Source organism: Campylobacter sp. BCW_6466 (assembly GCF_001762835.1).
Taxonomy (GTDB): domain Bacteria; phylum Campylobacterota; class Campylobacteria; order Campylobacterales; family Campylobacteraceae; genus Campylobacter_D; species Campylobacter_D jejuni.
Genome location: NZ_MJXO01000073.1, coordinates 121,166 through 134,213 on the forward strand (window position 1 = coordinate 121,166; position 13,048 = coordinate 134,213).

Here is a 13,048-nt window from a genome sequence, read left to right on the forward strand (position 1 = left end):
TTAAGTCTTTATAATTGATTTTTCATTTTTAAAAAGGAGTTAATTGTGAAAAAAATATTTTTATTTTGCATTTTTTACACTACTGTTATATTTGCAAATCCCATGCCTTTTGGCTTAGAACTTGGTAAAGCTAATTTCGATGAAGTTGTAAAAAAATATCCGAACTTTTCAAATGCTGGTACTAGTATTTACACAGGGGGTAAGATTATTGAAGTAAGTTCAAGTGATTTTGAGCTTGAGGGTTTAAAAGATAAAGTTCTTTTTATTTTTGATAAAGAAAATAGATTAACACTAGTGCAATTAAAATTTCATAAAGATCGTTTTAATGATATTTTATCTTCGCTTTCAAAATATAAAATTATCAAAAAAGAAGTACCTTATGTAGGTAATCGTTATGTAAAATTACAGGATGGAGATTGTAAAATAGAACTTGAATCACCTCATTTAAGTTTTGAGATGTATTTAACTTATAAAACTAATCAATTTGAAAAACTTTATAAAGACTATATCAAAAAAGAAGAACAAGAACGCAAAAATAAACAAAATTCTATACTTTAAGGAGAAATCATGAAAAAATCAATTTTTAAAATCACATTAAGTAGTGTTTTGGCAGTTAGTTTACTCACAGGTTGTTTAACAACTACTTTACAAACTAATGCAACAATGAGTCAAAGTATTTTTCTTGATCCTGTAGCTAAGGAAAAAAGAATTGTATTTTTAAATATCAAAAATACAAGCGGACATGATGTAAATTTAGAACCTAAATTAAGAAGTGCTTTGGAAGCTAAAGGATATAAAGTTATAGATGATCCTGATAAAGCAAATTATATTTTAAGTACTAATATTTTATATTGCGATAAAAAACAAGAAAATAATGCTGTAGGCAGTGCTGTTGCAGGAGGTGTTACGGGTGTGACAGTTAGTGGCTATAATGGCGGCGGTGCAGGAGGTATGGTTGCTGCAGGTGCTGCAGGTGCTTTAGTAGGAGGACTTTTAGGAAAACTTACCGAAGATACAATTTGGCAAATGCAAGTAGATATTAATATCAAGCAAAAAGCTGATGGTAAAGTTTTAACTTCTAGTGGTAATGTTAGCGGACAAGCTAGCGTAAGAGATTCCCAAAGCTCAGGCTTTTTAAATAGCTTTGGCGGAAATGTTCGCAGTGATAAAGTAGGACATTTAAATTCAAATCAAATCAATAATACACAACAAACTTATGAAGGCAAATATATAGAAAAAAATACTATTATTTTTGCAGAAGCTGTGAAAACAGGACTTAAACTTCCTGAAGCTACGCCTATTTTAGAAGATAAAATTGCAAATCAGATTGCAGGATTATTTTAGTTTGTTATGATTGCTAGATATTTTTCTAGCAATTCTTCCCTTATTTTAATATTTTTAATGTCCTTTATATCAACATTTAAAGCAAAAGATAAAATTTTGTTTTCAGTCTTTACAAATCCAACAATCCAAGCTAAATTGATATTATCATTAAAACCTGTTTTAGCATAAATTTTTTGGATTTTATCTTCCTTAAAAAGAATAATTTCTTTAACTTCTTCTTGACTTTTTTTGGAAAAAGGTAAAGAATTTTGCGAAAGTTTAAAAAGCAAATCAGCTTGATTTTTTGCAGAAATTTGTAAAGAATTATCCAACCAAAAGGTATCGATTTTTGAAATTTTTGTATTTCCATAAGAAAGTTTATTTAAGCCTTCTTGCATGGTTTTAAGTCCTATTTTTCTTGCCAATTCTTTAAAAGCAGGCACTTGAGAGCGTTTTATGGCTGAGCTTAAACTAGCATCTTGTTTCCAAGAGGGCAAAAATACTTTTTCACCCTTATAATGATAGAAAATTTCCTTTGTATCTCTAACTACACCATTATCAAGTGCAATTAAAGCATTAAAAATTTTAAAAGTTGAAGCAGGAGAAAAGGTTTGTTTAGCTCTTTGAAAATCATTACTTGCATAATTTTTTCCATCAAAGACTATAAAAGTCCCACTTGTATTACAATCTTTAAAAAAATTACCAAGTATTTTATCCTCTCCAATGGCTATATTCAAAAACAATATAAATACAATAAAATTTCTCATTGCTCTTTATATTTTGATAAGACTTTTCTCATTGCTAAACTTGCTAAAGCCAAACCAAAAGAAGCTGTCACACCCATAAAAGAACCTAAATCTTTACAATGTGCTTCTTCATCAGAAAATACCACATCAAAATTTCCCTTAAAGCCTGATTTTCTAAGTTCATAACGAAATTTTTTCGCTAAAGCATCGCCGTGAGTTTTAAAAATACTTGTAGTTTTAATGCGTGTTGGATCAAGCTTTCTTGCTCCACCTGTTGAAGAGATAAAAATTTGTTTTTTAAAATCTATAAGATGAGCTAAAGCTACTTTTGCAGGTATATCATCAATGGCATCTATGATAAGATCAAACTCGCTTAAATCAAAATTTTTTAAAAAATCTTCATCGATTTTACTAACTATACCTTTAGCCTTATAAATTCTTTCAAATACTTTAGCCTTTTCTTCGCCTATATTTTCGCTATGAATTTGGCGATTTTGATTGGTGATTTCAAATTTATCCGCATCGATTAAAGTAAGGTTTTTAAAACCACTACGATAAAGCGCATCAACGCAAATTCCACCCACTCCACCAAGTCCGCAAACCAAAACTTTTGTTTGTGAAATTTTTTGAAATTTTTCTTCTCCAACTAGCCATTTTATACGCGTAAATCTATCATTCATCATTTGCCTTTAACCATTTTTTAACTTTTTTCATTCTTTCATAAGCTGTAAGATCCAGCATTATAGGTGTTATTGTAGCGTAGCCTTTTTTAAGTAAGGCAATATCGCTATTTTTCTCATCTTCAAAGTCTAAATTCGCCGCTGCAAGCCAATAGTACTCCACTCCTCTCGGATTGACATTTGAGTGGGCTTCAAAATTATAAACCCTTTTGCCTGCTTTACAAATTTTAATACCTTTGATTTTTGATTTTGCAGGAAAATTGATATTTAAAAATTCTTTTTTTTCCAAAGGAAAACCTTTATCAAAAATATTTTGAATGATTTTTTTGGTAATTTTTAAAGCATTTTTATAGTCTATTTCTTTTTCGCTTTTTTTATAAAATTGAGAAAGAGCGATAGCAGGAATTCCTTGTAAAACCGCCTCCATAGCTCCTGCGCAAGTTCCTGAGTAGGTAATATCTTCACCTACATTTGCTCCTTTGTTAATCCCACTGATTACAAGATCAGGCAAGCGTGTTTTATAAAGTGCGTGAAGTGCAAGATAAACACAATCTGCAGGAGTGCCATCATCAAGTTTGTAAAATCTTTTTCCTACTTTAACAAAACGCAAAGGTTTGGTTAGGGTTATGGAGTGTGAACAAGCTGATTTTTCACTAGCAGGAGCTACTATGGTGATCTTGGCTTTAAATTCTTTTTTTAACATCTTAATGAGTTTTTTAAGTCCTTTGCTCTCATAGCCATCATCATTAGTGATAAGAATTTCTTTCATTGCTTTTCCTTATTGGATATTTTAACATAAAAAGCTTTAAGAATAAATACAAATAAAGCTATATAGAAATGTTCTTTATAATTAATTCTTTTATTCTTAACTCAATAAAGTAATTCACAATTAACTTAATTAACTTAATTTTTATTATTTAGTCCAATCTACACTTTAGAATCACGATTTTAATCGTAACTCTTCTAGTGTTCAAATATTTTGAATTCCATACTCATTTATATTTTTATTCTTAAAAACTTAAAATTCCATAGTTTAAATTTTAATAATAAAAAAACTTTTTTATTATTAAAATTAATTTTCATTATTGATGTTAATATATTTTTTTTATAACTATAATTTTTCCAAAAAATTAAAATTTTATTCTTTTATAGAAGACAATTATTTAATCTTAAATTATAATTTTTTATATATTTTTAAAATTATATTATTATACTTATCGACATCTTAATTCACTTTAAGGAGAAAAAATGCAAAAATTTCATTCTATGATAGTATTAAGCTTATTATTGATATTTTTTATCGGATGCTCTTCTAAAGAGCTTAATCCTCTGGGACGATCTTACGGTGATTTGCATGATAGCGATCCACTTAAAATAGGAAAAACACCTACAATACCAGCCAAACAAGAAACTCCTGCTTTAGTTGATGGTTCAGATTTGATACCAAAAGATGTTCCTTTAGAACCACCTGTAATAAAAACAAATACTTTTAAAGGTAATGATTTTGTTAAAGGACCTTCGCCTAGATTACAATCAAATGGAAAATTTAATGATGCATCTGTATATGAAAATAGAGGATATCCTAGTGATTTTGTAACCATAATGGGTCCATCAGGAGCAGCTTTAACTGTATGGGCTTTAAGACCGGGAAATTGGATATGGGGCTATACTTTATATTCAAGTATACCTTTTGGCGATGCAAATGTCTGGCAAATCATAGAATTTCCTCAAAACAAAGTTATGATTAAAAACGTTAAGACGCTTACATGTCTCAATGCTTATGGCGAAGGGGTTGTCCATTACCCTTGTGATCAAAGCAATTTTGCTCAATTTTGGATATTATTTCCTATGAGTAATGGTGCTTATCAAATTTATAATTACGCAACTCAAAAATGCATTCAAACACCTATAAATGATGTAATGAAAGAATTTGATTTTAGTTATTATAAAATATTTCTTACTGATTGTTTAAAATCAGGAGAAAAAAATTTAGATAGACAGTGGTATATAGCACCGCCTACTTATGCTACTCATAGTCCCTATAGATAAATTTTGGAGTTAATTATGAAAAAAATATTATTGATTATTTTAAGTATCAATTTGAGTTTTGCTTCTTTAGAAGATTATAATGTTGGAACATGGAATTTACAAGGTTCTTCAGCATCAACAGAAAGTAAATGGAATATTAGCGTTAGACAACTTGTTACGGGAAGCAATCCTATGGATGTCTTAGCTATTCAAGAAGCAGGTGTTTTACCATCCACTGCAGTAATGACACAAAGACAAGTTCAGCCTGTTGGGGTGGGTATTCCTATCCATGAATACGAATGGAATCTAGGAACCTTATCTCGTCCTAATTCAGTTTTTATATATTATTCAAGAGTTGATGTAGGAGCAAATAGAGTTAATATGGCAATAGTAAGCAGAAGACAGGCAGATGAAGTAATTGTATTACCTCCTCCAACCGTTGCTTCAAGACCTATCATAGGAATCCGTATTGGCAATGATGTATTTTTCAATGCACATGCTTTAGCAAGAGGAGGAAATGATGCAGGTGCTATAGTTACTGCTGTTGATATGCATTTTAGAAACATGCCTCAAATTAATTGGATGATCTTGGGAGATTTTAATAGAAATCCAGGCTCATTAGCATCTTTATTAGATCGAGGATTAAGGGATCGTATATATTTTGTTTCTCCTGCTTCTTATACTCAAGCAAGTGGTGGTGTTCTTGATTACGCTGTTACAGGAAATTCTGATACAACCAGAAGATATACTCCCCCAGCTATACTAGCCATACTAGCTGCTGCTGGACTTAGAACATTTTTAGCTTCAGATCATTTTCCTGTGAATTTTAGAAAATTTTTTTAATATAAGGTGTTGTTATGAAAAAAATTGTTATTTTAATCTTAGTTTTATTAAGCTTATCTAAATCTATCGAAGAACCTGGCGATTTATCTGATTTTACACCAATGTTTGCTATTAGATCCTTGCAGACAGGAATTAGTTTAAGCCCTTTTAGAGAGACTTCGGAAGATTTAAAAGACCAAAATTGGATCTTAAGAGAAATTATACTTAGCGATGAATTAAAACAAAAAGATGAATTAGGAGAATTGTTACACTTTGGTTATGTGCAATTTGTAAATCCAAACGATGATGATATTTGTTTGGCGATACTAGAAAGTGGTTTTTTTGGAGGGAAATCATGCAAACAAGATTTAAAAGATGGAAAGTTAGAAACTATATTTTCTATTATGCCAACAACTAGCTCAGCAGTTCAAATAAGATCTTTAGTTGAAGGTGGAAGAGAATGTATGAAAATATTTTACAACCCAAATGTTCCAATAGAAAAACGTTTTGGTATACAACCATGTACTTTAGATCCAGCTTTATTTTTAGATTTAAACGAATTAATGTTTTTTACTCCAGCTATTATAGAAGCAACCCCTATTTATTAATTACTTGCAAGCAAGCTAAAATAATAAGCTTGTGAGTAATTAAAATATTTAATAAATCGATGCAAAAAATAAATAATTTTCAAAAAATACTACTGGAGAAAATAATAAACCTTCATATACACTTTTAGCGTGTATTTTTCCACAACTTCTTTTAATTAAGCCGAAATAAGATAAAATGTTTAAAATATTGATAAGGAAATTTTTTGAAAACCTTTTTAGTTTGTGCTTTAGAGCCTTCAGCAAATTTGCATTTAAAAGAAGTCTTAAAAGCTTATAAAAAAGACTTTGGTAAATTTGAAATTCATGGGATTTATGATGAGAGCTTATGTAAAGAATTTGATCTAAATTCTAAGCCGTTTTATAGCTCACATGAATTTAGTGCTATGGGTTTTATAGAAGTTTTACCTTTGATTTTTAAAGGAAAAAAAGATATTATTCTAAACTTGTAAATTTAAAGGTAAAGCATGGATTATAAAAAAGCATTTTATTCAAAATTAGAAGATTGTTATTTAGGTGCGAAAATCAAAAACTCGCAAAATCAAGCTAAAAATGGTTTTACAAATTTACTCGTTATAAAAGAAAAATATTTTCAAAAAATCAAAGACTATTTAGACACACAAAATCTTTATACAGATACTTATAATAAACTTTATAATTTTTTTAGCACTTATTTAAACGAAACAGGAACGCCGTTTTTTTACGATACACCTATGTATAAAAATATCTATGCAAGGGTATATTCAAATTCAAAAGACACAAGTCTTTTTTATAAAACACAAAATTTATACTATGTAAAATCAGATACTATTTATAATCCTTTAAGCTTGCAAAGTGAAGATAAAAAATATACTTTAAATTTTCTTACCGATGAGTATGAGCAAAATGCTGATAATAATAAAAGTAAAATCAATTTTTATTTGCAAAATATACAAGATGATAATATAAATATAAAAGTGATAAATTCTAAAAATAATGATGGCGCAAATGTTTTTAAACAAAACTCAAGTGAATTTAGCGATGTTTTTTTAAAGACTTTAAAAAATGCACAAATAAACATAAAAGAAGAAGAGCTAAAAAAGCTTTTTAAAACTTATAAAAAACAAAATGAAGTAGATTTTTTTATCCATAAAAATGCGAAAGAATTTTTAAAAGAACAATTTGATTTGTGGTTGTTTTCTTATGTGAATGATAGCATTACTGATTGGACTAAAGAAAAGATAGATGAGATCAACACTTTAAAACAAATTGCTTTTGCTATTATCGACTTGATAGCTGACTTTGAAAACGAGTTAAAAGCTATATGGTTAAAGCCAAAATTTGCTAAAAATGCTCACTATGTATTTAGCTTAGATACTATTAAATCACATTCAAACGATGCTGATGAAATTTTAAAATCCATCTATAAAGATACAAAATTTAAAGAGCAAATCGCAGAATGGAAAGAATTAAATTTCATAAATGATGAGTTTGATATAAAGGCTATAAATGATGAAAAATACAAATTCTTACCGCTTGATACAAAGTATTTAAGTGAGGAAAACTATTATAAACTTTTGCAAAGTTTTGAAAATTTAGATGAAATTTTAAATGGAGAGCTTGTAAAAGCAGATAATTTTCAAGCACTTAATTCTCTAATGCCAAAATACCAAGGTAAAATAGATCTGATCTATATAGATCCGCCTTATAACACAGGCAATGATGGCTTTATATATACTGATAAATTTAATCATTCTTCATGGCTTGCTATGATAGATAATCGTTTAGAATTGGCAAAAGAATTTCTAAAAAGCAGTGGGAGTATTTTTATAAGTATAGATGATAATGAACAAGCAAGGCTCAAGATTTTATGCGATGAGGTGTTTGGTGGAGAAAATTTTGTAGCGAATGTTGTTTGGAGAAAGCGAGCAGGTGGTGGAAATGACTCTAATCATATAGCAGTTGAACAAGAGTATATAAATATATATGCAAAAAATATAGAACATCTTAAAACATATGGAATTGCAAGAACAAATATTTCTCAGTATAAAAAGGATGAAAAAGGGTATTATCTTGAAAAACCACTAAATGATACTTCTTTGCAAGATAGTCCTGGATTGCATTATGATATTAAATTGCCTAGCGGAAAAATACTAAAAGGCAGTGAACATCAGTGGAAAGTGTCAGAAAATACCTTTTATTCAAGACTTGAAAGAGATGAAATTATTTTTAAAAATAATGATAAAGTGTATTACAAACACTATATTGATATAGCTTCTAATCTTAAGCCATCTTCTATTTGGTACGATTTTGTATTAAATGCTGATGCTACAAATGAAATTAAATTAAATTTCGAAAATAAAATTTTTGATACACCAAAACCTGAAAAGCTTCTAAAAAGGATTTGTGATATAGGTAGCAATCAAAATTCACTTGTTTTAGACTTTTTTGTAGGAAGTGGTACCACGATAGCTACTGCACATAAACTAAAACGCAAATGGCTTGGAGTGGAAATGGGAGAGCATTTTTACAAAGTCATCATTCCTAGAATGAAAAAAGTTTTAAATGGCTTTGTTTGTGGTATAAGTAAAGAAGTAGAATTTAAAGGTGGTGGTGCTTTTAGATACTATGAGCTTGAAAGCTATGAAGAAAGTTTAGAAAATTGTGAATATATATTAAGTAGTGATAATGCGCTCATAGATTATAGAAAATCCCGCAAACTCATCAAAGGGCTCAAAAAAGGTGAAAACATCTACCTTGATATAAGTAAATATGATAAAAACTTTGACATTTTTGTAACGATGTCTAATCTTTTGGGACTTAAAATCAAAAATATTTTTATAGATGATAATGGCATAAAATCTTGCAGATTTGAAAATGGTGATACTGTAAATTTAGAAAATATTGATTTAATCAAATATCCAAAACTAAAAAATCTAATATGGTGGGAGAAATAAAATGTATACTTTTTATGAAAATCAGATACAAGAGGCATTAGATAAAGCTTTTCCGGCTTATGTAAATAATTTAAGAAATAGAAATGAAATTCTGCAAAAAGATTGTTACATAAGAGGTGTCTTGGGAGAGATTTTTATTAGAGATATTTTAAAAAATTATGGCTTTATAACAACATCAAATGAAAATAACGAAGATAATACTGATAGAGATTTATTAATTTATGGATTAAATACTATATCATCGCAAATTCGATTTCAAAAAGCAATAAAAATAGAAATCAAGACTTCTTTAATTCCAAATGATAAGTTTAACTATATTGATAATGGAGATGTTAAAATTTATAAGAAGACAAATATCGAGGATGATATATATTGGGATTTTGGAATTCAAATTTATTTTAAACAATATAAACCAGAGTGGGAAGAGAATGTACAAAATATTTATCAAAACAATGCATGCAACAATACAGATAACAAGCTATTAGATTTGTATAAGAAGTTACAATTTGAAATATTTTGGATTTCAAAACAAGAAGCCATTAATGCTAATTTTTTGCAAGAATATAAAACTTGGTGTTATGCGAATAAAACATTTTGGAAGTGTCCGATTAGAAAATGTAATCCAAATTTCTACGAACTTATTATTTGTTTGCTTGATAATATTATAAACGCCCAATATCAAGAAATTTTAATGTTAAAAAATTATATTCTAAGTAATAATACAAAATAACATCATCCTTTGCACTACTTGCAAGATAGGTGGTTACAAGAATTTTCAGTATGTAAAAAATTCTTACATGCTGCAAATGATAATAAACAATTAAAGCTTTAAAGGAAAAATAATGGCTAAAGCAAAACAAAACACAAGAAAACATTTATTGTTAAATAAATTTATCCATGATAAATCACTAGTGCAAAAGCTTGATGAAAGTTATGATTTTGGCAATTTTTCTCAAGCTATAAATTTGCAATTTTATCAACAAGAAAGTGTTAAAAATGCTTTAGCTATACTCTCTTTTTATATGAAAGATGAGTTAAATTCGCATGAATACAATCAAGAACGCAGAAATCTTTTAGCATTTTATCAAGATGAAAGTGAGAATTTAAAACTACAAAAAGAACATATCGCAAGAGCTTCATTTTGGATGGCTACAGGAAGCGGTAAAACCATAGTTATGATCAAGCTTATAGCTTTGATACATGAATTTATTAAAAATAATCAATTACCTAAAAAGCCTATCATGCTTTTAGCACCAAATGATAAGATTTTAAATCAATTCAAAGCAAATATAGCTAAATACAACAATCATCACAGTAATTTTATCAAAATAAAAGATTTAAAAGATTTTGAAAGCATAGAAAAAGAAGCTAGCTTGTTAAATGAAGCGGTGGTGTATTTTGTAAGAAGTGATTTACTTGAGAGTGAAGAAAATGTAGGCAAAGATAAAAAAGCAAAAAGATTAAATTATAAAAATTATCTTAATAAAGATGGTTGGTATATATTGTTAGATGAAGCTCATAGAGGCGATAGTAAAACATCACTAAGAAAAAACTATTATCATGAGCTTGTTAGAGGTTTTATTAAAGAAGATGAATTTCCAAAAGGCTTTGTTTTTAATTTTTCTGCTACTTTTGAAGATGAAATAGACTTTATAACTTGTGCTTATAATTATAATCTTCAAAAATTCAATCAAGAAGGATATGGTAAAAATATAGCAGTTTTAAATGAGAATTTAGATTTTAAAAGTGAAAATAACGAAGAAGCAAAAATTAAAACGATTTTAGAAAGTTTTATAATATTCAATGCTATTGTAAAATCAAAAGAAGAATTATTTTTAAAAAGATCAGACTTTAAATACCATAATCCTTTAATCATAGCAGTTTCTGATAAAGTAAATACTCAAGATGCGGGTATAAAAGCGTATTTTAAGGCAGTGTATAATGTATTAAAAAATAAAGTAGATGTAGGCAATATAGCTTTAGAGCTTTATAAAAAACTTCAAAATCAAAATTTGTATTTTGGTATAAATACACTAAGCGATGATTTTTTGAAATATATAAAAAATGCAAATAACGATGAACTTAGAGAAAATATTTTTTATGCAAATGCAAATGCAAATTTAGAATGTTATAGTATTAAAGGAAATGATAAAGAATTAGCTTTTAAGAGTAAAAATTCAAACAAACCTTTCATGCTTTTAAATATTTCAAATGCAAAAGAATGGGAAAAAGATTTTTTACTTGAGCTTGGGGTAGAAAGCATAAGCGATATATCACAAAGTCATTTTGAAAACATCAATAGCTCACAATCTTCTATCAATATAATGCTAGGAAGTAAGGTTTTTTCAGAAGGTTGGGATAGCAATCGCGTAAATTTAATTTCTTTTATCAATATAGGCAGTATTAATGCTAAAAAATATGTTTTACAAACTATAGGAAGAGGTGTTAGAATAGAACCTTTCTTAAATATAAGAAAGAGATTAAATGCTTTAAAAGAGATGTTTAAAATCGATGAGCGAGGTGTAAATTTAGCATGCGGTTTAGAAACTCTTTTTGTAATGGCAAGTGATAATGAAGCTATAAAAGCTATCATAGAGGGTATAGAATGTGAATTTATGGAAAGTAAGCGTTTAAAAGGATTTAAAGAAACAAAATTGTCGTTTAATTTACCTGTGCCAAAATATAAAAACGAAGCAAAACTAAAAAATATTTATAAAATTTCAGAAAAAGAAGCAAAATCTTTAGACAAATTTATAAAATCTTATGATGAGGATGTTTTGATTTTAGAGCAGTGTTTGTATAAAAATTTTAAATATTCTACATTAGAAGAATTTTATAAATTTAGCGATGGTAAAGAAAGTAAAATACAATTATCAGGAGATAGAGTAGAATTTAATGAAAAAACAACCTTAAAAACAATCAATAGTGTGTTAAATTCTAATGCCAAAGTTTTGGATAAATTTGTAAAGCTAGAAGAAGAAATAACACACCATAGAAATATACAAGCAAAGTTAGATTTTGAAACTGTTCAAAAAATTAACAAAACTATAAAAGATGTTTTAAATGCAAAAAGTAAAGATGAATTGAAAGCAGACTTTGAAAATAAAAAAATAAATTTAGATGAGCTAATGCAAGGTATAAAAGAAAGTCAAAAAAACAAGGAAGTGCAAAACTATATAATTAGTGCAAAACTTAGCAAGCATTATTACAACCCTTTAATCATTTACAATAAAAATGATAAAGAAAATAAGATTAATTTTGCCATTGCTAATAAAAGTGAAAAAGAATTTTTGGAAGATTTGGAAAGTAATTTAAATTTGTCTTTTTTTGAACAATATGAATGGTATTTTTCTAAATTGGTAGAAAATCAAGATGAAATTTATATCCCTTATTTTGATGAAGAACAGCAAAAAGAAAGAAAATTTTACCCTGATTTTATATTTTGGTTGAAAGACAAACAAAGTGGAGATTTTTTTATATATTTTATAGATCCAAAAGGCTTAAAAATAGAAGATAATCCTAGATTTAAATTAAAAGGCTTTAAAGCAATATTTGAAAATAAAAATTTAACTTATGAAGATAAAAACATAAAAGTAAATTTATTTTTTTATAACAAAAATATCAACAACACTTCAGAAGAAATAAAAGATTTTGTTAGATCAAATATAGAGGATATTTTCAGATGAAAACCTTTTTAGTTTGTGCTTTAGAGCCTTCAGCAAATTTGCATTTAAAAGAAGTCTTAAAAGCTTATAAAAAAGACTTTGGTAAATTTGAAATTCATGGGATTTATGATGAGAGCTTATGTAAAGAATTTGATCTAAATTCTAAGCCGTTTTATAGCTCACATGAATTTAGTGCTATGGGTTTTATAGAAGTTTTACCTTTGATTTTTAAAGGAAAAAAAG

General features: G+C 27.8%; 11 protein-coding genes and 2 pseudogenes. 10 read left to right on the forward strand and 3 right to left on the reverse strand.

The features are described from left to right. Nucleotides 1–45: 45 nt before the first annotated feature. Nucleotides 46–558 (forward strand): hypothetical protein, encoded by a 513-nt coding sequence (locus AJ887_RS08815; protein WP_002861080.1) that lies wholly within the window; start codon nucleotides 46–48, stop codon nucleotides 556–558. A gap of 9 nt (nucleotides 559–567) precedes the next feature. Next, a complete protein-coding gene (locus AJ887_RS08820; RefSeq protein WP_002870725.1) occupies nucleotides 568–1,344 on the forward strand; it encodes a complement resistance protein TraT in 777 nt (258 codons plus the stop codon). Here AJ887_RS08820 and AJ887_RS08825 read toward each other — a convergent pair. Genes AJ887_RS08825 through surE form a run of 3 tightly spaced genes read right to left on the reverse strand, consistent with a single transcriptional unit; the run spans nucleotide 1,341 to nucleotide 3,518 of the window. Next, nucleotides 1,341–2,090 (reverse strand): OXA-184 family class D beta-lactamase OXA-637, encoded by a 750-nt coding sequence (locus AJ887_RS08825; protein ID WP_052858477.1) that lies wholly within the window; start codon nucleotides 2,088–2,090, stop codon nucleotides 1,341–1,343. The two genes, AJ887_RS08820 and AJ887_RS08825, sit on opposite strands and share 4 nt — an antisense overlap. Beyond that, complete coding sequence (locus AJ887_RS08830; RefSeq protein WP_074486806.1) at nucleotides 2,087–2,752, reverse strand: ThiF family adenylyltransferase; 666 nt, start codon at nucleotides 2,750–2,752, stop codon at nucleotides 2,087–2,089. The genes AJ887_RS08825 and AJ887_RS08830 overlap by 4 nt, the downstream gene beginning before the upstream one ends. Further along, the gene (surE, locus tag AJ887_RS08835) at nucleotides 2,742–3,518 is read right to left on the reverse strand and encodes a 5'/3'-nucleotidase SurE (protein ID WP_044779553.1); all 777 of its coding nucleotides are present in this window, start codon (nucleotides 3,516–3,518) and stop codon (nucleotides 2,742–2,744) included. Before surE ends, AJ887_RS08830 begins: the two co-directional genes overlap by 11 nt. A gap of 479 nt (nucleotides 3,519–3,997) precedes the next feature. On the opposite strand from surE, the gene AJ887_RS08840 reads away from it, so the two are divergent. The 8 genes and pseudogenes from AJ887_RS08840 to AJ887_RS08875 form a co-directional block, all read left to right on the forward strand. Then, nucleotides 3,998–4,798, forward strand: a complete 801-nt coding sequence (locus AJ887_RS08840) for an RICIN domain-containing protein (RefSeq protein WP_044779554.1) — start codon at nucleotides 3,998–4,000, stop codon at nucleotides 4,796–4,798. A 15-nt stretch (nucleotides 4,799–4,813) separates the two neighbouring features. Continuing rightward, a complete protein-coding gene (locus tag AJ887_RS08845; RefSeq protein WP_044779555.1) occupies nucleotides 4,814–5,620 on the forward strand; it encodes a cytolethal distending toxin subunit B family protein in 807 nt (268 codons plus the stop codon). Nucleotides 5,621–5,634: 14 nt separating this feature from the next. Further along, the gene (locus AJ887_RS08850) at nucleotides 5,635–6,207 is read left to right on the forward strand and encodes a cytochrome c oxidase subunit IV (RefSeq protein ID WP_044779556.1); all 573 of its coding nucleotides are present in this window, start codon (nucleotides 5,635–5,637) and stop codon (nucleotides 6,205–6,207) included. A gap of 203 nt (nucleotides 6,208–6,410) precedes the next feature. Further along, nucleotides 6,411–6,641 (forward strand): annotated as a pseudogene (locus tag AJ887_RS08855) (lipid-A-disaccharide synthase); the annotation flags it as partial. Nucleotides 6,642–6,671: 30 nt separating this feature from the next. Continuing rightward, nucleotides 6,672–9,140 (forward strand): site-specific DNA-methyltransferase, encoded by a 2,469-nt coding sequence (locus AJ887_RS08860; protein WP_070285091.1) that lies wholly within the window; start codon nucleotides 6,672–6,674, stop codon nucleotides 9,138–9,140. 1 nt (nucleotide 9,141) lies between these two features. After that, nucleotides 9,142–9,870: a hypothetical protein gene (locus AJ887_RS08865; protein WP_070285092.1), complete on the forward strand. Its 729-nt coding sequence runs from the start codon at nucleotides 9,142–9,144 to the stop codon at nucleotides 9,868–9,870. Nucleotides 9,871–9,982: 112 nt separating this feature from the next. Next, nucleotides 9,983–12,826: a DEAD/DEAH box helicase family protein gene (locus AJ887_RS08870; protein ID WP_070285093.1), complete on the forward strand. Its 2,844-nt coding sequence runs from the start codon at nucleotides 9,983–9,985 to the stop codon at nucleotides 12,824–12,826. Continuing rightward, a pseudogene (locus tag AJ887_RS08875) lies at nucleotides 12,823–13,048 on the forward strand (lipid-A-disaccharide synthase); the annotation flags it as partial. The gene AJ887_RS08870 and the pseudogene AJ887_RS08875, both read left to right, overlap by 4 nt.